The sequence below is a fragment of the Martinezella lusitana genome (genome assembly GCF_010668395.1).
Lineage (GTDB): Bacteria > Pseudomonadota > Alphaproteobacteria > Rhizobiales > Rhizobiaceae > Rhizobium > Rhizobium lusitanum_A.
Genome location: NZ_WUEY01000004.1, coordinates 516,500 through 538,427, shown reverse-complemented (window position 1 = coordinate 538,427; position 21,928 = coordinate 516,500). Strand labels below are relative to the sequence as shown.

Below are 21,928 nucleotides of genomic sequence, written 5' to 3'. Positions count from 1 at the left end.
CCGGAATTCGAGTGGATGGAAATGCGGCAATGACAATCAATTTTCAGAAGATGCATGCGAATGGCGACGACTTCGTCATCGTCGACCTGCGCGGCCAGGCCGATTTCATCGACCGGGATATCGTCCGGCGGCTGGGCGACCGAAACCGCGGGATCGGGTTCAATCAGCTCGCGGTCATGACGGATTGCGAGGATGCGGCGGTTCGCCTTGCATTCTGGAATCCGGATGGTTCGACGCTGGATGTTTGCGGCAGCGCCACGCGGGGCGTTGCCTGGAAGCTGTTGCGGGAAACAGGCTCTTCCTCCGTCATCGTGAGGACCAATCGTGGGCTCCTGACCTGTTCCAAGGACGTGGGCGATCTCATAGCGGTCGACATGGGAAGGCCGTCGCTGGATTGGCGGGATGTCCCGATCGCCTGCGAGATGGACACGTTGGCGGTCTCCTTGCCGGGTTCTCCCGCGGTTTGCAGCATGGGCAATCCGCACTGCACCTTCTTTGTCGACGATGTGCGAGACGTGGAGATCGAAGCAATTGGCCCTGAGATCGAAACTCATCCCTTGTTTCCGCAAAGGACCAACGTGCATTTTGTCCAGATAATCGATCCGACGCGGATTCGGCTTCGCATATGGGAACGCGGCGGCGGTATTCCGCTGGGTTCGGGATCATGCGCTTGCGGCGCGGCTGTGAACGGGATCCGGCGCGGCTTGCTGAGCGGTTCGGTGGACGTCGTCTGCGATGGCGGCAGCTTCAACGTCAGATGGGATGGTATCGGAAGCGTCTTCCTCACCGGGCCTGTCGAAGCCAGTTTCAGCGGTGTCTGGTCCGACGACGCATTGCAGAAATCCTAGATCGCGCGGCCAGGCCTCTTCTCTTTTTCGGGTTGAGCGCTTCAGCCTGGAGGCAGAATTATCGGCCTGCCGTCGGCGATCTTGAGGACCGTCAGGGTGCCGCCCATGGAGACGGCCGTATCGATACCGATGCGGCCCTTGCCGAAAACGGGGTGAGAACCCGGGGTGTGGCCGTGGATGACCAGAAGCGGCAGTTGCGGCCCTTCCGACAGGAACGGCTCGCGGATCCACAGGAGATCCTCGTCGGTCTGATCGTGTAACGGTACGCCCGGCCTGATGCCGGCATGGACGAAGAGGGTCGAGCCGAGAGTGACCGCGCCTGCGAGCGAACGCAGCAGATCGACATGCGCCGCCGGAATGGCCTTGAGCGCCAGGTCGCGCAACTCCGTGACGGAAAAGCCGAGGTCGAAAAGGACATGTCTGGCATCGATGCCATAGGAGGCGAGCGTCGGCAGCGCGCCGAATTCGAGCCAGTGGCTATTGGCGTCGGGGTCCTCCAGAAAGCGCAGGAAGACATCGTCGTGATTGCCGCAAAGCGCATAGCGGTCGAAGCCTTCCGGCGGCGGCGCGCAGAGATGCGCCAGGACGTCGCTGGAGCGCGGACCGCGATCGACATAGTCGCCGAGAAACATCAGCAGCTTTCTGCCGGGAAGGCTACGGGCATCCTCGACGATGCGTCTTTCAGCCGCGACCATGTCATCGTAACAGCCATGGATATCGCTCAGCGCATAGATCGCGGCATAATCGTGCGCGGTGAGAGCGATGCGGTCCCGTTGATGCTGCATGAAATCGGCCGTTTCCCGCCGGGCCGTGCCTGAACGACCGCGACAGTCCAATTGCTTGAAATGATATCGAGAAACCCGCTTTCGGCGAGTTTGCGAACGACGGTATTCCAAGCATCGGTCCGCTGCAAGCCGTACCGGCGGCAACCAGCGGTCGAAATCGATGAAATGGCCGGAACCTCGCCATTGCCCTGGGAAAGCCGTGCTTATCGCAGCCTCCCGAAGGGTCAGGCTGTTCAGCCGCGATAGGCGGCCCCCAGCCCGGCGATATCGAGCTTGACCATCTGCATCATGGCCTGCATGACGCGGGCAGCCTTGGCTGCATCGGGATCGGACAGATATTTGCCGAGCGCGGTCGGCACGATCTGCCACGAAACCCCATAGCGGTCCGTCACCCAGCCGCAAGCCACGGGTGTTCCGCCGGCGGCAAGCCCGTTCCAGAGCCGGTCGACCTCGGCCTGATCGGCGCAATCCACCTCCAGAGAAATCGCATGGGTGAATTCGATACGGTTGCCGCCGTTCAGCGCCATGAAGCGCTGGCCGGCGAGCGTGAAGTTGACGACCAGAACCTGATCGGCCTTGCCGGAGGGGGTGTCGACAATGTTCTTCTGAACATGGTCGATCCGCGAGCCCGGGAAGATTGAAACATAGAAATTCGCTGCTTCCTCGGCTTCCCGTGCGAACCAAAGGCATGGGGCAATCTTGGACATTTGGTGCTCCTCTCTCCAATTGGAATGCCCAAAGGACGAAGGAAGAGCGGCAAGGCCGACAGGGCTGCGGAAATTTTTCAGCCGTCCGATACGGGGATTGCGGCGGAATGTCAGTCGCCCGCGAGCCTTTCGGCGAATTCGATCGCCTCGATCAGGCTGCGCTCGTTGGCAATGCCCTTGCCGGCGATGTCGAAGGCGGTGCCGTGATCGACCGAGGTGCGCACGATCGGCAGGCCGAGCGTGATGTTGACGCCGGAAAGATCCATCCATTTCCCCGTCGCCGGATCGATTTCGAAACCGAGCAGCTTGACCGGGATATGGCCCTGATCGTGATACATGGCGATGACGGCATCATACTGGCCGGCGCGCAGCTTGACGAAAACAGTGTCGCCGGGAACCGGGCCGACGATATCGAGCCCGTCGGACACGGCCTTGGCGATGGTGGGGGCGGAGATATCGATATCCTGCCGGCCGAAGAGACCGCCTTCGCCGGCATGCGGATTGAGCGCCGCCACGGCAATCTTCGGCCTTACGATACCGAGGTGCCTGAGCGCCTTGTCGGTGAGGTCGATGACGAGGCGCAGCCGTTCGGGCGTCAGCCGCTTCGGCACATCCTCCAGTGCGACATGCGTGGTGACGTGGCTGACGCGCATGTTGCCATGGGCGAGCATCATTACCGAGCCGCGTGCGCCGGTGAGCTCGGCCAGCAGTTCGGTATGGCCGGCATAGTGGAAACCGGCCTTGTTCAGCGCTTCCTTGTTAAGCGGCGCCGTGACGATGCCGCCGACCTTGCCGGCCATGGCCAGCTGAACGCCCTTCTCGATGGCCTTGAACGCCATGCGGCCGCCATCGGCGGAGAGAAGGCCGGGCAGGATCGGCTGGCCCTCGGCATCCGCCTGGATGAAGCAGAGGTTCGGCCAGGCGTCCTCCATCCGCGCTTCGGGGATCTCGATATCGAGGCCGAGTTGCCGTTCGGCCAGCCTCAGGGCAGGGCCGCTGCCGATGATCGTCAGTTTCAAGGCCCCTTCATCGAGCCTGTCCTTCAGCCGGACTGCGGCCTTGACGATGATTTCCGGGCCGATGCCGGCGGGATCGCCCATGGTGATTGCCAGGTGCCGCGTCATGGTTCTTCTCCTCCGGCGATGAGCGCGTTTTCATTCAAGAGATCGCGCCATAAAGTGGGCCCTCCGAAGGCGCCCGACTTGGAGATGACCGTCGTCCCGTTCCAGGGGCCGCCGATGATCGTGGAGCGCGGCAGGCCGGGTGCGGCCTGGCCGGTGATGCTGAGGGCCGAGACATCGAGCGCCGAGCACAGATTGCGCAAGGTTTCGCCGCCGGCGACGATCAATGTGGCCGGGGCCGGCAGGGCCCTGGCGATGCCGCCGAGGGTCGCCTCGATCCGCCTTGCCGCATCGTCGCGCTCGAGCCCCGTCGGCAGGTCGAGGCTGACCATGGCGACGCCGCCTTGCCGGATCTGGCTTTCGACGGCATCGGCATTCGCGCCTTCCGAGAGCTTCAGCCAATAGGGGCCGCAGGCCTGGAGCTGCGCCAGCGTGATCGGCTGATCCGAGCCGAACAGGCCAAGCACCGGTCTTTGCAGCCGGCGCGAAACGGGGACGACGGATGCGTTCTTTTCTGCATGGGGGCGATGATGCGTCGCCAGATCGATATTCCGCGCCAGGGCGCGGGCTAGCCCGCCGGTGCCGCTCCATAGGACCGGTCCGTGCAGCTGCGTTGATGCCCATGCGATGACGGCGTCCAGATCGTCGTCCGAATGCGCATCGAAAACATGGATGCCATCGGGAACAGGCCGGCGCTTTCCGGCTTTGGCAGGGTTCAGGGCGAATGTCGTGTTGAAGGCCGGCAGCCCTTCCGCCTGCAGGTGAGCGACCAGATCGCCGCTCACGTCGCGCCAGGCGTCCTTGCCGGCAAACAGCACCTGCCGCCCGCCCCTCGTGTGCCGCCCATGATGCGGAAAGGCCGGCGCGAGAATGCATTGACGCCAGTGTCCCAGCCGAAAGCAGGCCGCGAGCTCCGCCGCCCAGGGCCCGCGAAACAGGCTGTCCACCTTCTTGAAGGCAAGATCGGCCCCCTCCAGCAGCGGCGCGATGCGACCGACGATCGCCGCCGCCTCGGCGGCCGATTTTTCGCGGGTGCCGCTATCGATCGCGAGACAATCCGGCAGGCTTGCCGGAAGCGCATCGTCGCGCTGCACCTCGATCGGCCCGTAAACGCCGACGAATTCGACTGCGGTATCGAGTGCGCCGGTCAGGTCGTCAGCGATGAGGCGGAGGGTGGACATGAACTTGACGAGCCTTCGGCGGCCTTGCGGGTATCGGACAGGGGCATGGAAGCAAGGCCTTGTGGCTGCTCTTGCGGCGCGCAATCTTCAGCCTTCCATGAAGGATGTCAACGGGTTGCTTTGTCACCGAGTCATGTGGGGTCGCCGCCTATGGGATCGCTGTCGCACAACCCCTTCCACCATCGGAGCAAGCCAATCCATATGAAATAAAAAGTGCCCCTCACCCCAGCCCTCTCCCCGTTTCGACGGGGAGAGGGGGCAACGCCCGACCCCTTCGCCCCGCGTGCGGGGAGAAGGTGGACTCGAACAGTTGAGCGAAACGAAACTGTGAGAGGACGGATGAGGGGCCAAATGTCCATATGCAACTGTCCCGCCATTTCATCGATCCGGCCTGCGACCTCAGCCCGCGTTTACTCGGCAACGCATATGCGGCTATGCTTGTGGCAACGACGCAGCCGGGTTGCTTCCGTCGTTTCAAGGAGGGCAGGGTGAGCTACGATTTCCATGTGGGCCAGAAGGTCGTCTGCATCGACGACAAGTTCAAGCATGTCAGCATCGATCAGCTGATCCGCAAGGGGACGATCTACACCATCCGCTGGGTCGGCGAATACACGCATTATGTCGACGGCACCTTCATCGGCGTCAAGCTCGAGGAGATCCATCGCGGCAACGACGACGGGCCGGAAGGCTACGGCGCCGCCGACATGCCCTATCGCGCCAGCCGCTTCCGCCCGCTGGTGAAGGACAAGATCGCCTCGCTCAGAAAACTGCTGGCGCCGACGCCGGATGCGCCTGTCGAGCCGAAGGTGAAGGTCAAGAAGACGGAAAAGGTCTGAGGGCTATGGCAGTATAGCCTGGCATGAACTAGGCCTGCCGCGCCCGCGCAAGCCCGTGTTCGATCAGGCGGCTGATGAGCTCCGGATAGGAAATGCCCGAGGCGCCCATGGCCTTGGGATACATGCTGATATTGGTGAAGCCGGGCATGGTGTTGATTTCGTTGATGACGATACTCTGATCCGGCCGCACGAAGAAATCGACGCGCGCCAGCCCTTCGCATCCGAGCGCGCGAAAGCCATCCGCCGCCATGCGCTTCAGCACCTCCGCCGTCCCGGCCGGAATATCCGCCGGCACGGTGACGACGGCGCCATCCTGATCCAGATATTTCGCCTCGTAGGAATAGAAACCGTGGGTCGCGGCCGTGGCGATCTCACCCGGCACGGAGACGAAGAGCGAGCCGTCAGGCTCTTCCAGCACGGCGCATTCGATCTCGCGGGCGCGCACGAATTCTTCTACCAGCACCTTGCGGTCATGCCGGAAGGCTTCGGTGAGCGCGCTCTCGAAGGCTGCGGCATCCTGCACCTTGCTGACGCCGACCGACGAGCCCTGGCGGGTGGGCTTGACGAAGACGGGCGAGCCGAGCGTGGCCGCGATCTCATCGAAACTTGGCTTGTCGCCGCGCGTGAGCGTGACAGAGCGGGCGACGGGCAGGCCGGCCTCGCGCAGCAGGCGCTTTGCCATGTCCTTGTCGATCGCATTGGCCGAGCCGAGAATGCCGCAGCCGACGAGGGGCAGTCCGACGATCTGGGCTAGGCCCTGAATGGAGCCATCCTCGCCGTTCAGCCCATGCAGCACCGGAAACAGCACGTCGACCGCAGGCAGCTCGCGCCCACCAGTCCCTTCCAGCGCCAGCAGCCGCCCCTTGCCGCCCGGAACCAGGCAGACTTCAGTGCCCTCATAGGCAACCGGCTCCGGCAGCGCGCCACCCTTTTCCTCCACCAGCAGCCAGCGCCCGGCGCGGTCGATCAGGATCGGCACGATCTCATATCTGCCGCCATCGATCGCCTTGACGACATTGCGGGCCGACATGACGGAAACCTCATGCTCGCTGGACTGACCGCCAAACAGAACGGCGACGCGTAGTTTCGACATGGAGGCTTTTCTCCCGGGCCAAAGAGGATGTGATGGGAGAAGGGGTTATACGGGGGATTGTAGCGGAATTGGGGAGGGGGTGCGCGGGGTATGAAAGATGCCACTGCGACTTTCGCATTAGACATCGATGCTGGCTGATAATTTGTTCATATAAGTAGTCGCCGCATCGGGCTTACATTCTCCCATGATTACTTGCCATGTTTATTATGAACCCCATAAGTAATTGCCGAGGATGGATATGAAAAATTGACAAGCCACGTTACAAAATTGCTAAGCCGAACCAATAGCACTGATGTTCAACCAGGAAGGTATAGGGATGGTCGAATTGTTCTCGAACATCAATTGGCTTGAGTGGTCAAAAGTGATTTTCGATCTTCTCAAAGGCGTCGCGTGGCCTTTGGTAATACTGTTCGTAGTCCTGATGTTTCGTCGCGAGGTGCGTGAACGAATCAAGGACATTGTTTCTGTCGGGCCATCTGGCGCCGTTCTACAGCCCTCTCGGCAGATCGGTGAAGCGACGCCCCCACCAGGACTATCAGAGACAAAACGTTCAGAATTGGCCGAAACTAAGCACCCTCTGGCTACGGTTCAGGCTCTTATCGAAAAAATAGATAACCAACTTGCTAATATACCTAGTGATGATCGGATTCAAAGGCTCGTCGCTAGCTTGGCAGAAGCACAGATTGAACGCCAATTTGAATTCATATGGGGAATAATCTTCGGGAGCCAAATTGCAGCATTGAGGCGTTTAAAACTGGAATCAATTTCTATCGAGGACGCAAAGAAATATTTTGAAGAGGATGTAAAGCCAATTGACTCCGAACTTTACGCAAAGTTCGATTTTAATCAGTGGTCTCGGTTCTTATTGGAGCAAGGGCTTGTCGCTATTGAGGACGGTCATGTATCGCTTACCGATAGTGGTCGCGATTTTTTAGCCTTTATTGACCTCAAGAAACCCGGATTCATGCGAGCAGGCTAAGACAAAGGGCGGCCCATCACTATGATTACGGTCTACTTAGACAACAACGTATGGGACTATTTATTTGCCAACGATATCGATCTATCGCTGGAGCTACCGGAGCCGGAATTTTCAATCTGTATTACCCGTGAGGGTGAAATCGAGATTCTGACAATGCCGGATGAAAAGCGGGATTTTACTAACCGCACCATCGTTGAGCGTAATATTTCGGTGGACACCTATTTTGGCTTTGCTGAAGCGAATTTTGGTATTGGAGATCAGCGTGTCGCTGGTTTTAATCAAGGCAGATTCGCCTCTCCAGAAGAAATTGAGTTTAGCGATGATCAGAAATCCCGCATCAGGTTGACCAACAGACCCCGTCAGCGCCTTCTAAAGAACGAGGGGGACGTAGCTTTGGCCGCCCGGTCTATGCGTTGGGTTGTACTCACAAACGAAGGTCCGTTGAAAAGTGGGCCGCTTAAAACAGCGCGAGAACGCGGTGGCAAGGTTGTTTTCCTCAGTGAGCTGCTTGGGTCTTCTCGCTCATGGGCGGATTACATCAAAAGTGCCGTGTTCAAGAACAACTAGAGAATTTCGTGAAAATTTAAACTCTGAAAAACTGGTGCTGCTAGAGAGATTTGAACTCTCGGCCTCTCCCTTACCAAGGGAGTGCTCTACCCCTGAGCTATAGCAGCAATCCGTGGCGCGATGTGGGTGCGCCGTATTGGGCGAGGCGGCTATTGCCATAGGTCGGGGCGGAGTGCAAGCCGCAAATTGCAAGTTCTGTGAAAGATCGTTGGAAAAAATGTGTCGGTCTTTTGAAGGGCGGGGTTTTCGGCTATCAGGAAGTCATGGCTGCGGACAAGACGAAAATCGGTGAAGGGCAGGCTTTGCAGGGTGGTTCGGCCCCCAGTGGGGTCGGCGGCGAGGCGGGCGAGCGGGCGGATGCCAGGCAGATCACGGAAGCGGATCGGCGCCGCGAGCGCGCGGCGCAAAAGCTCAGGGAAAATCTGGGCCGCCGCAAGCAGCAGGTGCGGGCGCGGCGCGCCGGCCACGCCGACGAGACGGATGGGCTGCCGGGCGCAAAGGCTGGGGATAGTGCTCAATCCGCCGCAAAAAGGGACGAATCGCAATGATTGATGTCGCCCATCATCAAACGAATTGAAGCCTTAATCTATTTCGTCTAAAGAGCGCCTTTTCCCCCAAGCGCGTGGAATTGGCGCACGGAACTTCAGGAAAGGCGGGCCTCGCCCGTATTGTACATATGGATCGTATCAGGATTGTCGGCGGCAACGAGCTCAACGGTATCATTCCGATCTCCGGCGCCAAGAATGCCGCCCTGCCGCTGATGATCGCCTCGCTTCTGACCAGCGATACCCTCACGCTCGAAAACGTGCCGCATCTCGCCGATGTCGAGCTGCTGATGCGCATTCTCGGCAATCACGGCGTCGATGTCGCCGTCAACGGCCGGCGCGAGCGCCAGGAAGACGGCTATTCCCGCACGATCCATTTCACCTGCCGCACCATCGTCGATACGACCGCGCCTTACGAGCTGGTCGCCAAGATGCGCGCGAGCTTCTGGGTCATCGGGCCGCTGCTTGCCCGCGAGGGACAGGCGCGTGTTTCGCTGCCGGGCGGCTGCGCCATCGGCACGCGTCCGGTCGATCTCTTCATCGAGGGCCTGCAGGCGCTCGGCGCCAGCATGGAAATCGACGGCGGCTATATCAACGCCACCGCGCCGAAGGGCGGCCTCATCGGCGCCCGCTATGTCTTCCCGAAGGTTTCCGTCGGCGCGACGCATGTGATGATGATGGCCGCCACGCTCGCCCGCGGCACCACGGTCATCGGCAATGCGGCCCGCGAGCCCGAAATCGTCGATCTCGCCAATTGCCTGATCGCCATGGGCGCCAAAATCTCCGGCGCCGGCACCAGCACGATCACCATCGAGGGCGTCACCTCGCTTTCCGGCGCCCGCCATCGCGTGCTGCCAGATCGTATCGAGACCGGCACCTACGCCATGGCCGTCGCCATGGCCGGCGGCGACGTCACGCTGGAAAACACCGATGTCGCGCTGCTCGACACCGCGCTCGAAAGCCTGCGCCGCGCCGGTGCGGATATTTCGCCGACCGCAAGCGGCATCCGCGTCAGGCGCAATGGCGGCGGCATCCGGCCCGTCGACATCGTCACGGATCCGTTCCCCGGCTTTCCGACCGACCTTCAGGCGCAGTTCATGGCGCTGATGACCCGCTCCGGCGGCATTTCGCACATTACCGAGACCATCTTCGAAAACCGCTTCATGCATGTGCAGGAGCTCGCCCGTCTCGGCGCGAAGATCTCGCTTTCCGGCCAGACCGCCCGCATCGAGGGCGTCGAGAAGCTGAAGGGCGCGCCGGTCATGGCGACGGACCTTCGCGCCTCCGTCTCGCTGGTCATCGCCGGCCTTGCCGCCGAAGGCGAGACGCTGGTGTCGCGCATCTATCACCTCGATCGCGGCTTCGAGCGGCTGGAAGACAAGCTGACGCGCTGCGGCGCGGTGGTCGAGCGCATCAGCGACTAAGGCCTGTCTTAGTCTCGCGGAGCGGCTCCCCGGTTTTGGGCATCCCGTTGTCGCAAAGCTGCGACACGGCTTTGCGCGACACGCTCCAATTCCATCTCTTGTCGTGAAGAGAGCGGGCCTGCCCGCTTTCTTCGGTTGCGTCTTTTGCGCTCGCATCCTATGTCCAGAATGGAGAAACGTCGGCAATCGTGTTTTGCCTGGCGTTCCAATGGCGCGATCGGGGATAAAGGACGAATGAGCGATCTCAAGCTGATGGCACTCGACACCGAGGACCTGGATGTCATTTCTGCCTATATGCAGGATAGCGTCTTCAAGGTCGGCGACATGTCCTATGCGCCGAAGCAGGAGCAGTTTTCGCTCGCGGCCAACCGCTTCGTCTGGGAGCAATCGGACCAGCGCAGCAAGCCTTACGAACGCCACCGTTCCGCGCTGGTGTTCAAGCGCGTGCAGGCGGTGCGCTCCAATGGCATCAACCGGCGCAACCGGGACGAGGTGCTGTCGCTGCTGGCGATCCGTTTCGACCAGAAGGGCGAGGGGCCGGACGGCACGATCGAGCTGACCCTTGCCGGCAAGGCCACCATTGCGCTGGATGTCGAATGCATCGAGGCCCAGCTTGCGGATATCGGCGGCGCGTGGGAAACGGCGCACAAGCCTCGACATCCGGATGCCGGCGAATAGGCTTGTAACGGTTGCATACGGCCGCTGACGGCGGCCTCGACGGAAGGGAATATCAGTTTTGGCTATCTGGCTGGATCAGGCGTCGGAAGGGTTCGAGCAGCAGTTCGCCGCTTTCCTGACGACGAAGCGGGAAGTGTCCGAGGATGTGAATGCCGTCGTGCGAGGCATCATCGACGATGTGCGGGCGCGGGGCGATGCGGCCCTCGCCGACTACTCCAGGAAATTCGACGGCGTCGATTTTGCCGCGACGCCGATGCGGGTCAGCGCAGCGGAAATCGATGCGGCCATCGCCGCCGTCCCGGCGGAGGTTCTGGGCGCGCTGAAGGTTGCCGCCACCCGCATCGAATCGCATCACCGCCGGCAATTGCCGAAGGACGATATCTATGAGGACGATCTCGGCGTCGGCCTCGGCTCGCGCTGGACGGCGATCGAGGCAGTTGGCCTCTATGTGCCCGGCGGCACGGCGAGCTATCCGAGCTCGGTGCTGATGAACGCCGTGCCGGCCAAGGTCGCCGGCGTCGAGCGCATCGTCATCGTCGTGCCGGCCAAGGATGGCGCCATCAATCCGGCAGTCCTTGCCGCCGCCCGCATGGCCGGCGTCGAGGAGATCTACCGCATCGGCGGCGCGCAGGCGATCGCCGCGCTCGCCTACGGCACGGACACGATCGAGCCCGTCGCCAAGATCACCGGCCCCGGCAATGCCTATGTGGCCGCGGCCAAGCGCCATGTGTTCGGCACCGTCGGCATCGACATGATCGCCGGCCCTTCGGAAGTTCTGGTGATTGCCGACAAGAATAACGATGCGGACTGGATTGCCGCCGATCTGCTGGCGCAGGCCGAGCATGACGAAAGCGCGCAATCGATCCTGATTACCGACGACGCCGAATTCGGCAAGTCTGTCGAAGCGGCGGTCGAGCGGCAGCTCAAGCGGCTCAGCCGCTCGCAGACGGCGGCGACGAGCTGGCGGGATTTCGGCGCGGTCATCCTGGTTTCCGAGCTGAAAAAAGCCATTCCGCTTGCCAACCGTATCGCGGCCGAGCATCTGGAGCTCGCGGTCGACGATCCGGAGCCGCTGCTGGCCGGTATCCGCAATGCCGGCGCGATCTTCGTCGGCCGTCATACGCCCGAGGTGATCGGCGATTATGTCGGCGGTTCCAACCATGTGCTGCCGACGGCCCGCTCCGCGCGCTTCTCCTCCGGCCTTTCCGTGCTGGATTTCGTCAAGCGCACCTCGATCCTCCGGCTCGGTCCGGAGCAGCTTCGCGCACTCGGGCCGGCGGCGATCGCGCTTGCCAATTCCGAGGGGCTGGATGCACATGCGCGGTCGGTTGCGATCCGCCTCAATCTCGAGGGGTAAGGCATGGCCAAGGGCGTCTTTCGGCTGAGCGATGTGGTCCTGGACGACACGATCGGCCGCTCGACGCCCGATGTCGAGCATGAGCGCGCCGTCGCCATCTTCGACCTGATCGAGGAAAACAGCTTCGAGCCGGCGGGGCACGCGGGCGGGCCTTATCTCCTGAACCTGTCGCTGGTCGAGCAGAAGCTGGTCTTCGACATCCGCACGGAGGACGGCGCCGTCGTCGCCACCCACATCCTGTCGCTCACCCCGTTCCGCCGCATCGTGAAGGATTACTTCATGATCTGCGAGAGCTATTACGAGGCGATCCGCTCCGCCACGCCCAGCCGTATCGAGGCCATAGACATGGGCCGGCGCGGCATCCACAACGAAGGCTCCCAAACGCTGATGGACCGGCTGAACGGCAAGATCACCGTGGATTTCGACACGGCGCGCCGGCTCTTCACGCTCGTCTGCGTGCTCTACTGGCGCGGGTGACCGGGATGGAAGATCCGCAGGCGATCGCGCATACCGGCAAATCTCCAGGGGCCATTCTCTTCATGTGCGGGCTCAATACCATCCGGTCGCCCATGGCCGAGGCGATCGCGCGCAGAATGCTGCCGCAGGGCACCTATATCGCGTCCGCGGGCGTGCGGGCCGGCGAGCGCAATCCCTTCGTCGATGTCGTGCTTTCCGAGATCGGGCTTTCGCTCGGCCGCCGGCAGCCTCAGACTCTCGAAGAACTGGAGGACGATTTCTTCGACGTCATCATCACCCTGTCGCCCGAGGCGCATCATGCCGCGCTGGAACTGACGCGGGCCAATGCCATCGACGTCATCTACTGGCCGACGATGGATCCGTCGGCGACGGACGGAACGCGCGACCAGGTTCTGGACGCCTATCGCGAGGTGCGGGACTATCTTCTCGGCCTGATCGAGGGCAGACTGGTGGAACATCGCGGCTCGCTTTAGGGCTGCAAACGAAACAAATGCAGAAACCCTTGTCAACGAGGTTCACAAAACCGCGATGATTGTGTAGTTTCCGCGCAATTTCCGGCGACCCCCGGCTTTTTGCCATGGGCGCCGACCTCAACCGACAGGAAAAGAAGCTTTAATGCCGAAAGAAGAAGTCCTCGAATTTCCCGGTGTCGTCACCGAACTCCTGCCGAACGCGACATTCCGCGTGAAGCTGGAAAACGAGCACGAGATCATCGCCCACACCGCGGGCCGCATGCGCAAGAACCGTATCCGCGTTCTGGCAGGCGACAAGGTGCTGGTCGAAATGACCCCTTACGACCTGACCAAGGGCCGCATCACCTATCGTTTCAAGTAGTCCGGCTCTGGAATCAAAGACGCAGAGCATGATGTTGCCCGAAAGCCGCTGACATTTTTCGGCATCGTGCTCTGGAGCCGGTTCTTATTCCCGCATGACAGGTCAAGGTCTGATGGCGTTGAAACACAAGCTCATACTGGCCTCCGGATCGCCACGTCGCGTCGAGCTCCTGCATCAGTCAGGCATCGAGCCGGCGCGTCTCATGCCCATGGACATCGACGAAACGCCGAAGAAATCGGAGCACCCGCGCTCGCTGGCGCGGCGGCTTTCGGCCGAGAAAGGCGAGGCGGCGTTCGCGGCGATCAAGAGTGATGCCGCCTGGCAGGGGAGCTATATCCTCTCCGCCGATACGGTCGTCGCCGTCGGACGGCGCATTCTGCCGAAGGCGGAATTCGTCGACGAAGCCTCCGCGGCGCTGCATCTGCTCTCCGGGCGCGGCCATGTCGTCTATACGGGCATCTGCCTGATTACGCCGGACCGGAAGCTCCGCCAGAAGGTCGTGGAAACCAAGGTGCGCTTCAAGCGGCTCTCCGGCCGCGATATCGAGATGTACCTTGCCTCCGGCCAGTGGCGCGGCAAGGCGGGAGCCTATGGCATTCAGGGGCTTGCGGGCTCCTTCGTGCAGAAGCTGGTCGGTTCCTACACCAATGTCGTCGGATTGCCGCTCTATGAAGCCATGCTGCTGCTCGCGGGCGAGGGATTCGACGTCCACGCCGGATGGCAGGAAGGATAGCGCTCATGACGAAGGCTGAGGAAATCAAGGTGGGCTCCAAGGTCGAGCCGCTGCGCAAGACGCGACCCTGTCCGGAATGCGGCCGTCCCTCGGTGCGTGACCATTATCCCTTCTGCTCGGATCGCTGCCGCTCCGTCGATCTCTCCCGGTGGCTCAACGGCTCCTATGCCATCCCCGTGGCCGAGGATGAGACGAAGGCCGACGGCTCCGACCAGGACTGAATGCCGTTTTCCAAAACCGTTCGATCTTACGAACTCATTCATTTTGTTCGCGAATTGTCAAAATTCGATTTCCTGTCAAAAAAGAGTCATTTGCTGCTGGACATGGCCGAACAAGATGCTATAACCCCGCTCGCTTCCGGGGCGAACCAACCGCCCAGCGCCTCCCAAGGCTCTTCCTTCGACGCGAAGCTCGGATGCCCAGATAGCTCAGTTGGTAGAGCAGCGGATTGAAAATCCGCGTGTCGCTGGTTCGATTCCGGCTCTGGGCACCACTCAACTCTCCCCAAAAGCCGGCTTTTTTGGAATTTGCCTAATTCCTGTGCGGTCGTTCGGAAGGCTCTACATTGGAGCCAGCTTCACAGCCGTGCCGCTTGCTGCGACGAAAAGAATGCCGCCGCCGCCATGTGTCGACAGCTGGTTATAATCGAGATCAATCGCGATCACCGCTTCGGCTCCTACAGCGGCGGCCTTCCGCCTCAGTTCGGCAAGGCATTCGGAACGTGCTTCTTCCAAAGCTTTCTGCGAGGCGCTCGAGCGACCGCCAAGGAAATCCCGCCAATTGTTGGCAATGTCCCGGAAGACATTCATGCCGAGAGCGACTTCGGTGGCCACAATCGAAATGACTCTTTCGATTTTACGATTGGGAACGTCTATCGAGGTCGTCAGGATAATGTCGGGCAGCTCCGAATGAAGAGAGCTTGTTTTCGGCCTCGGTCGCCCTTGGTTCGGCGGTCCGAACTTGAAGCAATCGTCGCATACGCCCAGCTGAACTTGGCCGTCCGGCTTCTCCTCGCCACATTCCTTGCACAGCGCCATTTTCAAGACCGTCGATACCTGATTAAATCAATGATCTGATTATCACTACCGCCGGCAGTCTTGCAACCTTGCGTCGATTGTTCGCGGGGCGAACTACTTTTCGCTTCCGGCTACCATCTTTTCTCCCCAATCGCGTGGACAATGAAGCTCACGCTGGCTTCAAAAAAATCTTCGTTGAGACCGGGTATTTCGTGTGGATGCCCGCAAAACATTCTTGTCAGCGGCATGCTACGTTTTGCGTGTATATATTTTATACAACAATCCCAGGGTTGCGTTTCATTAATTCGGTGCGTGATCCCATCAAGATATTGATGACATTCGGAATCAAGCGTACGAATTATTGACAGATCACCTATTGATTCGAAGCGAGTCATACCGCACCTTAGATATAGCGGGATAAGTGATCTCGTTAAGTCCAGCGTTTATTTGCAATAGCAAGCTAACGGGGCGCCATGTTAAACAACGATGTGCTATTCAACACGTTCGCCCGTTCTTTCGAAGCACGGCGCGAAATCGAGATGTCATTCTCCGAATACCTGGAAGGGTGCCGGGATGACCCGCTCATGTACGCGAGTGCGGCAGAGCGGTTGCTGGCAGCGATGGGCGAGCCGGTGCTGATCGACACGGCCAAGGATACCCGCCTTGGACGTATCTTCATGAACCGGACCATCCGGACTTATCCGGCCTTCGCTGGCTTTTTCGGCATGGAAGAGACGATCGAACGCATCGTCGCCTTCTTCCGCCATGCAGCCCAGGGTTTGGAAGAGCGCAAGCAGATCCTCTATCTGCTTGGGCCTGTCGGCGGCGGCAAATCCTCGCTCGCCGAGCGGCTGAAATCGCTCATGGAGGTGCATCCCGTCTATGTGCTCAAGGCCGGCAACGAGTTGAGCCCGGTCTTCGAAAGTCCGTTGAGCCTGTTCGATCCCGTCACCACGGGGGCGATGCTCGAGGAGCGATACGGCATTCCGCGCCGGCGGCTGACCGGGCTCATGAGCCCGTGGTGCCTGAAGCGCCTCGAAGAATTCGAGGGCGATATTTCTCGCTTCAAGGTCGTTCGAATCCAGCCCTCGCGGCTACGGCAGATTGCCGTCGCCAAGACGGAGCCGGGTGACGAGAACAACCAGGATATTTCCTCGCTGGTCGGCAAGGTGGATATCCGCAAGCTCGAAAGCCTGGCGCAGAACGACCCCGATGCCTACAGCTACTCCGGTGCGCTGAACCGCGCCAACCAGGGCATTCTCGAGTTCGTCGAGATGTTCAAGGCGCCGATCAAGATGCTGCACCCGCTGCTGACGGCGACGCAGGAGGGCAATTACATCGGTACCGAGAACATCGGTGCGATACCCTTCTCGGGCATCATTCTGGCGCACTCCAACGAGTCGGAGTGGCAGACCTTCAAGGCCAACAAGAACAATGAGGCGTTCATCGACCGCATCTGCGTCGTGAAAGTGCCTTATTGCCTGCGGGTCACCGAGGAGCAGAAAATCTACGAGAAGCTGATCGAGGAATCCGAGCTCAGCGACGCGCCCTGCGCGCCGTCGACCCTGGAGACGCTCGCCCGCTTCACGGTCCTGACGCGACTTTCCAAGCACGAGAATTCCACCGCTTTCTCCAAGCTTCGGGTCTATGACGGCGAGAGCCTGAAGGAGACCGATCCGAGAGCGCGCAGCGTGCAGGAATATCGCGATTCGGCCGGCGTCGACGAAGGCATGGACGGCGCGTCCACCCGCTTTGCCTTCAAGGTGCTGGCGGCGACCTTCAACTACGACACGACCGAGGTCGGCGCCGATCCGGTGCATCTGATGTACATGCTGGAGCAGGCGATCCGCCGGGAACAGCTGCCGCTTGAAACCGAGAAGCTCTATATCGAATTCATCAAGAGCGAACTCGCGCCGCGCTATGCGGAGTTCATCGGCAACGAAATCCAGAAGGCCTATCTGGAATCCTATTCGGATTACGGCCAGAACCTCTTCGATCGCTATGTCGACTATGCCGACGCCTGGATCGAGGATGTGGATTTCAAGGATCCCGACACGGGCCAGCTTCTCGACCGCGAACTCCTGAACCAGGAGCTCACCAAGATCGAAAAGCCGGCCGGTATCGCCAATCCGAAGGATTTCCGCAACGAGATCGTCAAGTTCTGCCTGCGGGCGCGGGCGAGCCACGGCGGCAAGAACCCGTCCTGGACGAGTTACGAGAAGATCCGCGAAGTCATCGAAAAGCGGATGTTCTCCCAGGTCGAGGATCTGCTGCCCGTCATCTCGTTCGGATCCAAGAAGGATGGCGAATCGGAAAAGAAACATGGTGAATTCGTCGAGCGCATGATGGCGCGGAGCTATACCGAGCGCCAGGTTCGGCGGCTTGTGGAATGGTACATGCGTGTGAAACAGGCGGGATGAGCCACCAAGGAAGAAGGAATGCACATTGTTGACAGACGCCTGAACCCAGGCGGCAAAAGTCTGGAGAATCGTCAACGATTTTTGCGAAGAGCAAAAGCGCTGGTGCAGAGAGCGGTTTATGAATCCTCTCAGAAACGCGACATTCAGGACATTCTGAAAGGTGGCGAAATCAGCATTCCCCTGGATGGAACCGAGGAACCCCGGTTCCATCGCGGCCCGGAGGGCCTGAAGGAGCATATTCTTCCCGGTAACAAGGACTTCATCGAAGGCGACATCCTGCCGCGGCCTGAAAGCGGCGGCGGGAAGCCGCGAGCCGGCGGCGACGGCACCGGCGAGGATGCCTTCCGCTTCATCCTGACGCGGGACGAGTTCCTCGATCTGTTTCTCGACGATCTCGAACTGCCTGACCTTGCCAAGCGGCGGCTGATATCGGCCGATCAGATCAACCCGGTACGCTCAGGCTATTCGGTGACGGGATCGCCCGCCAACCTTGCCATCAACCGCACCATGCGGCTGGCGATGATGCGTCGCGTGGCGCTGCATCGGCCGAAGCCGGAAACGGTCGAGAAGCTCATCGAAGAGGCGGAACAGTGCACGGACGAAAAGCGCCGCGCGCAGCTCGAAGCCGAGATCAAGATGCTGGAATCGAAGGTCCGGCGCATCCCCTATATCGATCCGATCGACATCCGCTACCGGCGTTTCGAGAACGAGCCGAAACCGGTGGCGCAAGCCGTCATGTTCTGCCTCATGGACGTATCCGGCTCGATGACCGAGCACATGAAGGATCTCGCCAAGCGCTTCTACATGCTGCTCTACATCTTCCTGACCCGGCAGTACCGCCGTGTCGAGATCGTCTTCATCCGGCATACCGACGTGGCCGAGGAGGTGGACGAGGAGACCTTCTTCCGCAGCCCGGCGACCGGCGGCACGCAGGTTTCGAGCGCGCTGGAGGCGATGCGGCGCATCGTGCACGATCGCTTCCCGGCCTCGGACTGGAACATCTATGCGGCACAGGCTTCGGATGGCGACAATGCCTATTCCGACAATGCGACGACGGCAGCGCTCATGACGAGCGATATCCTGCCGATCTGCCAATATTTCGCCTATCTCGAGGTGGGTGAATCGCGCAGCGTCGCGATCTCGTCAGGCTCGGCGATCTGGTCGCTCTACGAGCGGATCCAGGCGGCCTGGCCGGTGCTTTCCATGCGGCGTGTCAGCGATCGCAGCCAGATCTATCCGGTCTTTCACGATCTCTTCCAGCGCCGGACGGCGGAAACAAGGAGCGGATGATGGCGAAGGCATCGATGGAACGGCTTTTCGAGGGTGCGGACTGGGATTTCGCCACCATCCAGCGGATCCACAATGCCTGCGAGAAGATCGCCATCAACGAGCTCGGTCTCAACGTCTATCCCAATCAGATCGAGATCATTACCGCCGAGCAGATGCTCGACGTCTATTCCTCGATCGGCATGCCGCTGTTCTACAGGCACTGGTCCTTCGGCAAGCACTTCGCTCATCACGAGGCGTTCTATCGCAAGGGCCTGCGCGGCCTTGCCTATGAGATCGTTATCAACAGCTCGCCCTGCATCTCCTACCTGATGGAGGAGAATACGGCGACGATGCAGGCGCTTGTGATCGCGCATGCAGCCTTCGGTCACAACCACTTTTTCAAGAACAACTATCTCTTCAAGCTCTGGACCGATGCCGAAGGCATTCTCGACTATCTCAATTTCGCCAAGAGCTATGTCGCGCGCTGCGAGGAACGCTACGGCCATGCCGCCGTCGAGCGCACGCTGGATGCCGCGCATGCACTGATGTCGCACGGCGTCCACCGCTATGCCGGCAAGAAGACGCCGGATCTGCGCGACGAGGAGAAGCGTGAGCGCGAGCGGCGCGAATATGACGAGAAGATCTTCAACGATCTTTGGCGCACCGTTCCCACCGGACATGGCAAGAAGACCCTCGACCTCGATCTGGAGCGGCGGCGTTCGCTGGCCGGCCTGCCGCAGGAGAACATCCTCTATTTCCTGGAAAAGATGGCGCCGCGCCTGAAGCCCTGGCAGCGCGAGATCATCCGCATCGTGCGGCATGTCGCGCAGTATTTCTACCCGCAGAGCCAGACCAAGGTGATGAACGAGGGTACGGCGACCTACGTGCATTACCGCATCATGACGCGGCTGCACGAACTCGGCGGCATCGGCGACGGCGATTTTCTGGAGTTCCTGAAATCGCATACCAACGTGGTCTTCCAGCCGACCTTCAACGATCCCCGCTATTCGGGCCTCAACCCCTATGCGATCGGCTTTGCCATGATGCAGGATATCGAGCGCATCGTGACGAGGCCGAAGGAGGAGGACCGTCAGTGGTTCCCGGAGATCGCCGGCACCGGAGACGCCATGGCGGTGCTGCGCGATCTCTGGGCGAATTATCGCGACGAGAGTTTCGTCGCGCAGTTCCTGAGCCCGCATCTGATGCGCAAGATGCGCATGTTCCGGCTGACGGACGATCCCGAAGAGGAAGAGGGACTAAGGGTTGCGGCCATTCACGACGAGCGCGGCTATCTGCGCATCCGGCGGGAACTGTCGCGGCAATACGATGTCGGCTGGATCGATCCGCATATCGAGATCGTCGATGTCGACCTTGCCGGCGACAGGCGGCTTCTGGTCAGGCATACCGTGCTGAACGGCGCGCTGCTGGACGATATGGATGCCAAGCGCGTGTTGCAGCACCTGGCCGATCTCTGGAGCTACGACGTGCTGATGCAGGAAGCCGATCGCTCCGGCACGGTGCTTCGCGAGCATCTCGTTCATCCCCGCGCCTCGGCGCTCGCCGCTTAAAAGACCCGATCACCTACGACGATCTTTGGGGCCGGCGCTGGTGCCCGCTCACCTGCGCGCCGTCCTCCGGCTGCAGCTTGAGGAAGGCGGGTATGCCGAGCAGCGGGATCACCGACATCAGCAGGAACGCCGTGTGGAATTTCTCCGGCGTCAGCGATGACCCATCCAGCGTGACAACGCCGAGCAGCATGGCGGCGACGGAAACGCCGAAGCTGACGCTCAATTGCTGCAGCACGCCCCCGAGACTGGTCGCGCGACTGAGCTGGGCGGCCGGCGTATCGGAATATGACAGGGTGTTGGAGGTCATGAACTGCGCCGCACGCGCCAGCCCGAAGATGAAAACGTAGACGATGATGAACCAGTGCGGCGTGTCGGGCGTGATCAGGGCGAAGCCGGCAACGACGGCGGCCCCGAAAACGGCGCTCCAGGTCAGGATGCGGTCGAATCCGTATAGCTTCAGCAGTTTTACCGACACCGGCCGCACGGCGAGCGCGCTGAGGGCGCTGACGAAGGTCAGCGTGCCCGAGACGATCGGGCTCAGTCCGAAGCCGACCTGCAGCATCAGCGGCAGCAGGAAGGGCACGCCGTTCAGCCCGACGCGACAGATGCCGCCGGCCAGCGTGCCGATGCGGAACGTGCGCAGCTTGAACAGGGTGAGGTCCACGGCCGGAGATTCCGCCGTCCTCGCATAGCGGATGAAGCCGACCAGCAGCAGGCCGGCGGCGGCAAGAACGAGGAAAATCGCCCAGATCGGGATTGTCGGCCGGCCGACATTCTCGATCCCGTATTGCAGCAGCACGCAGCCGAGGCCGACCATGACGAAGCCGGGAAAATCGAACCTGATCGTCGCGTCGCGCTCGATATCCTCGACATAGCGCAGCGCCATGGCCATGCCGATCAGGCCGAAGGGCAGGTTCACCCAGAAGATCCAGCGCCAGGAAAGATAGGTTGTCAGGAAGCCGCCGAGCACCGGCCCGATCACCGGGCCGATGACGGCGGGCAGGGTCATGTAGGTCATCGCGGTCACGAGCTGGCTGCGCGGGAAGCTGCGGATGAGGATAAGGCGCCCGACCGGCGTCATCATCGCGCCGCCGAAGCCCTGCAACGCGCGCATCGCGATCAGCATGGGCAGGCTGGTCGCCAGGCCGCACAGGATCGAGCCGATCGTGAAGATGAAGAGGGAGAGGGTGAAGATGCGGCGCGCGCCGAAGCGATCTGCAAACCAGCCGCTCACTGGGATGAACATGGCGAGCGTCAGGATATAGGTCGTCACCGCGAGGTTCATGCGCACCGGAGTCGTTCCGAGGCTTCTGGCAATATCGGGGACGGCGGTAATGAGGATAGTCGAATCGAGCTGTTCCATCAGGAAGGCCACGGCGACCACGGCGGGAATGATATAGCGCAGGCTCGGGTTACGTTCGACCGCGAACGTCTGACCCTGCGGATTGGGGTTTGTCGAATCCATTAGATGTCATAGCTTTCCAACGCCT

23 protein-coding genes and 2 tRNA genes are annotated in these 21,928 nt (G+C 60.9%); 17 read left to right on the top strand and 8 right to left on the bottom strand.

Annotation, left to right across the window (positions count from 1 at the left end; translation table 11 throughout):
- Positions 1–29: 29 nt before the first annotated feature.
- The gene (gene dapF, locus GR212_RS12635; protein ID WP_163986897.1) at positions 30–848 is read left to right on the top strand and encodes a diaminopimelate epimerase; all 819 of its coding nucleotides are present in this window, start codon (positions 30–32) and stop codon (positions 846–848) included.
- A 41-nt stretch (positions 849–889) separates the two neighbouring features.
- On the opposite strand, the gene GR212_RS12630 is transcribed toward dapF, so the two are convergent.
- From GR212_RS12630 to GR212_RS12615, 4 genes are all read right to left on the bottom strand, one after another.
- The gene (locus tag GR212_RS12630; protein WP_163986896.1) at positions 890–1,633 is read right to left on the bottom strand and encodes a metallophosphoesterase family protein; all 744 of its coding nucleotides are present in this window, start codon (positions 1,631–1,633) and stop codon (positions 890–892) included.
- A 233-nt stretch (positions 1,634–1,866) separates the two neighbouring features.
- Complete coding sequence (locus GR212_RS12625) at positions 1,867–2,340, bottom strand: VOC family protein (RefSeq protein WP_163986895.1); 474 nt, start codon at positions 2,338–2,340, stop codon at positions 1,867–1,869.
- A gap of 110 nt (positions 2,341–2,450) precedes the next feature.
- Positions 2,451–3,464, bottom strand: a complete 1,014-nt coding sequence (pdxA, locus tag GR212_RS12620) for a 4-hydroxythreonine-4-phosphate dehydrogenase PdxA (protein WP_163986894.1) — start codon at positions 3,462–3,464, stop codon at positions 2,451–2,453.
- Positions 3,461–4,642 carry a four-carbon acid sugar kinase family protein gene (locus tag GR212_RS12615; RefSeq protein ID WP_163986893.1) on the bottom strand — a complete coding sequence of 394 codons (1,182 nt, stop codon included), beginning with the start codon at positions 4,640–4,642 and terminating at the stop codon, positions 3,461–3,463. Before GR212_RS12615 ends, pdxA begins: the two co-directional genes overlap by 4 nt.
- 488 nt (positions 4,643–5,130) lie before the next feature.
- On the opposite strand from GR212_RS12615, the gene GR212_RS12610 reads away from it, so the two are divergent.
- A complete protein-coding gene (locus GR212_RS12610) occupies positions 5,131–5,478 on the top strand; it encodes a hypothetical protein (protein ID WP_041677988.1) in 348 nt (115 codons plus the stop codon).
- Between the two features lie 28 nt (positions 5,479–5,506).
- Here the strand turns inward: GR212_RS12610 and GR212_RS12605 are convergent, their stop codons facing one another.
- Entirely contained in the window at positions 5,507–6,571 is a 1,065-nt protein-coding gene (locus GR212_RS12605; RefSeq protein ID WP_163986892.1) for a D-alanine--D-alanine ligase family protein, read from the bottom strand.
- Between the two features lie 316 nt (positions 6,572–6,887).
- On the opposite strand from GR212_RS12605, the gene GR212_RS12600 reads away from it, so the two are divergent.
- Together GR212_RS12600 and GR212_RS12595 are read left to right on the top strand one after the other, a co-directional pair.
- Positions 6,888–7,550, top strand: coding sequence for a hypothetical protein (locus GR212_RS12600; RefSeq protein WP_163986891.1), 663 nt, complete (start codon positions 6,888–6,890; stop codon positions 7,548–7,550).
- A 21-nt stretch (positions 7,551–7,571) separates the two neighbouring features.
- On the top strand, positions 7,572–8,117 hold the full coding sequence (locus GR212_RS12595; RefSeq protein WP_163986890.1) for a hypothetical protein: 546 nt from the start codon (positions 7,572–7,574) through the stop codon (positions 8,115–8,117).
- Between the two features lie 32 nt (positions 8,118–8,149).
- Here the strand turns inward: GR212_RS12595 and GR212_RS12590 are convergent.
- Positions 8,150–8,224 (bottom strand) — tRNA-Thr (locus tag GR212_RS12590).
- A 261-nt stretch (positions 8,225–8,485) separates the two neighbouring features.
- Here GR212_RS12590 and GR212_RS37600 point away from each other — a divergent pair.
- The 10 genes from GR212_RS37600 (at position 8,486) to GR212_RS12540 (ending at position 14,658) form a co-directional block, all read left to right on the top strand.
- Positions 8,486–8,665 carry a hypothetical protein gene (locus GR212_RS37600; protein ID WP_163986955.1) on the top strand — a complete coding sequence of 60 codons (180 nt, stop codon included), beginning with the start codon at positions 8,486–8,488 and terminating at the stop codon, positions 8,663–8,665.
- A 128-nt stretch (positions 8,666–8,793) separates the two neighbouring features.
- The gene (gene murA, locus GR212_RS12580; RefSeq protein ID WP_163986889.1) at positions 8,794–10,086 is read left to right on the top strand and encodes a UDP-N-acetylglucosamine 1-carboxyvinyltransferase; all 1,293 of its coding nucleotides are present in this window, start codon (positions 8,794–8,796) and stop codon (positions 10,084–10,086) included.
- Positions 10,087–10,320: 234 nt separating this feature from the next.
- A complete protein-coding gene (locus GR212_RS12575; protein ID WP_163986888.1) occupies positions 10,321–10,764 on the top strand; it encodes a DUF2948 family protein in 444 nt (147 codons plus the stop codon).
- A gap of 58 nt (positions 10,765–10,822) precedes the next feature.
- Positions 10,823–12,121 carry a histidinol dehydrogenase gene (gene hisD / locus GR212_RS12570; protein WP_163986887.1) on the top strand — a complete coding sequence of 433 codons (1,299 nt, stop codon included), beginning with the start codon at positions 10,823–10,825 and terminating at the stop codon, positions 12,119–12,121.
- A gap of 3 nt (positions 12,122–12,124) precedes the next feature.
- Positions 12,125–12,598 (top strand): UPF0262 family protein, encoded by a 474-nt coding sequence (locus GR212_RS12565; protein WP_163986886.1) that lies wholly within the window; start codon positions 12,125–12,127, stop codon positions 12,596–12,598.
- 5 nt (positions 12,599–12,603) lie between these two features.
- On the top strand, positions 12,604–13,071 hold the full coding sequence (locus GR212_RS12560; RefSeq protein WP_163986885.1) for a low molecular weight phosphatase family protein: 468 nt from the start codon (positions 12,604–12,606) through the stop codon (positions 13,069–13,071).
- Between the two features lie 142 nt (positions 13,072–13,213).
- Positions 13,214–13,432 carry a translation initiation factor IF-1 gene (gene infA / locus GR212_RS12555; RefSeq protein ID WP_004117876.1) on the top strand — a complete coding sequence of 73 codons (219 nt, stop codon included), beginning with the start codon at positions 13,214–13,216 and terminating at the stop codon, positions 13,430–13,432.
- 112 nt (positions 13,433–13,544) lie between these two features.
- Positions 13,545–14,165 carry a Maf-like protein gene (locus GR212_RS12550; protein ID WP_163986884.1) on the top strand — a complete coding sequence of 207 codons (621 nt, stop codon included), beginning with the start codon at positions 13,545–13,547 and terminating at the stop codon, positions 14,163–14,165.
- A 5-nt stretch (positions 14,166–14,170) separates the two neighbouring features.
- Complete coding sequence (gene yacG, locus GR212_RS12545; RefSeq protein ID WP_163986883.1) at positions 14,171–14,386, top strand: DNA gyrase inhibitor YacG; 216 nt, start codon at positions 14,171–14,173, stop codon at positions 14,384–14,386.
- Between the two features lie 196 nt (positions 14,387–14,582).
- Positions 14,583–14,658, top strand: a tRNA-Phe gene (locus GR212_RS12540).
- Between the two features lie 67 nt (positions 14,659–14,725).
- Here the strand turns inward: GR212_RS12540 and GR212_RS12535 are convergent.
- Entirely contained in the window at positions 14,726–15,202 is a 477-nt protein-coding gene (locus GR212_RS12535; RefSeq protein ID WP_163986954.1) for a YbjQ family protein, read from the bottom strand.
- 452 nt (positions 15,203–15,654) lie between these two features.
- Between GR212_RS12535 and GR212_RS12530 the strand changes: the two genes are divergently transcribed.
- Genes GR212_RS12530 through GR212_RS12520 form a run of 3 tightly spaced genes read left to right on the top strand, consistent with a single transcriptional unit; the run spans position 15,655 to position 20,438 of the window.
- Positions 15,655–17,601, top strand: coding sequence for a PrkA family serine protein kinase (locus GR212_RS12530; RefSeq protein ID WP_163986882.1), 1,947 nt, complete (start codon positions 15,655–15,657; stop codon positions 17,599–17,601).
- Between the two features lie 18 nt (positions 17,602–17,619).
- The gene (locus GR212_RS12525) at positions 17,620–18,891 is read left to right on the top strand and encodes a YeaH/YhbH family protein (protein WP_163986881.1); all 1,272 of its coding nucleotides are present in this window, start codon (positions 17,620–17,622) and stop codon (positions 18,889–18,891) included.
- Entirely contained in the window at positions 18,888–20,438 is a 1,551-nt protein-coding gene (locus GR212_RS12520) for a SpoVR family protein (RefSeq protein WP_163986880.1), read from the top strand. The genes GR212_RS12525 and GR212_RS12520 overlap by 4 nt, the downstream gene beginning before the upstream one ends.
- Positions 20,439–20,451: 13 nt before the next feature.
- On the opposite strand, the gene GR212_RS12515 is transcribed toward GR212_RS12520, so the two are convergent.
- Positions 20,452–21,903, bottom strand: a complete 1,452-nt coding sequence (locus GR212_RS12515; RefSeq protein ID WP_163986879.1) for a DHA2 family efflux MFS transporter permease subunit — start codon at positions 21,901–21,903, stop codon at positions 20,452–20,454.
- Positions 21,904–21,928: the final 25 nt, after the last annotated feature.

Coding starts and splice junctions, on each gene's coding strand:
- GR212_RS12515 (WP_163986879.1), bottom strand. CDS start 21,903: ATGGATTCGACAAACCCCAATCCGCAGGGTCAGACGTTCGCGGTCGAA.
- dapF (WP_163986897.1), top strand. CDS start 30: ATGACAATCAATTTTCAGAAGATGCATGCGAATGGCGACGACTTCGTC.
- GR212_RS12575 (WP_163986888.1), top strand. CDS start 10,321: ATGAGCGATCTCAAGCTGATGGCACTCGACACCGAGGACCTGGATGTC.
- GR212_RS12520 (WP_163986880.1), top strand. CDS start 18,888: ATGATGGCGAAGGCATCGATGGAACGGCTTTTCGAGGGTGCGGACTGG.
- GR212_RS12535 (WP_163986954.1), bottom strand. CDS start 15,202: ATGGCGCTGTGCAAGGAATGTGGCGAGGAGAAGCCGGACGGCCAAGTT.
- murA (WP_163986889.1), top strand. CDS start 8,794: ATGGATCGTATCAGGATTGTCGGCGGCAACGAGCTCAACGGTATCATT.
- GR212_RS12525 (WP_163986881.1), top strand. CDS start 17,620: ATGCACATTGTTGACAGACGCCTGAACCCAGGCGGCAAAAGTCTGGAG.
- yacG (WP_163986883.1), top strand. CDS start 14,171: ATGACGAAGGCTGAGGAAATCAAGGTGGGCTCCAAGGTCGAGCCGCTG.
- GR212_RS12560 (WP_163986885.1), top strand. CDS start 12,604: ATGGAAGATCCGCAGGCGATCGCGCATACCGGCAAATCTCCAGGGGCC.
- GR212_RS12605 (WP_163986892.1), bottom strand. CDS start 6,571: ATGTCGAAACTACGCGTCGCCGTTCTGTTTGGCGGTCAGTCCAGCGAG.
- GR212_RS12595 (WP_163986890.1), top strand. CDS start 7,572: ATGATTACGGTCTACTTAGACAACAACGTATGGGACTATTTATTTGCC.
- pdxA (WP_163986894.1), bottom strand. CDS start 3,464: ATGACGCGGCACCTGGCAATCACCATGGGCGATCCCGCCGGCATCGGC.
- GR212_RS12550 (WP_163986884.1), top strand. CDS start 13,545: ATGGCGTTGAAACACAAGCTCATACTGGCCTCCGGATCGCCACGTCGC.
- GR212_RS12625 (WP_163986895.1), bottom strand. CDS start 2,340: ATGTCCAAGATTGCCCCATGCCTTTGGTTCGCACGGGAAGCCGAGGAA.
- infA (WP_004117876.1), top strand. CDS start 13,214: ATGCCGAAAGAAGAAGTCCTCGAATTTCCCGGTGTCGTCACCGAACTC.
- GR212_RS12565 (WP_163986886.1), top strand. CDS start 12,125: ATGGCCAAGGGCGTCTTTCGGCTGAGCGATGTGGTCCTGGACGACACG.
- GR212_RS12530 (WP_163986882.1), top strand. CDS start 15,655: ATGTTAAACAACGATGTGCTATTCAACACGTTCGCCCGTTCTTTCGAA.
- GR212_RS12630 (WP_163986896.1), bottom strand. CDS start 1,633: ATGCAGCATCAACGGGACCGCATCGCTCTCACCGCGCACGATTATGCC.
- GR212_RS12615 (WP_163986893.1), bottom strand. CDS start 4,642: ATGTCCACCCTCCGCCTCATCGCTGACGACCTGACCGGCGCACTCGAT.
- GR212_RS12600 (WP_163986891.1), top strand. CDS start 6,888: ATGGTCGAATTGTTCTCGAACATCAATTGGCTTGAGTGGTCAAAAGTG.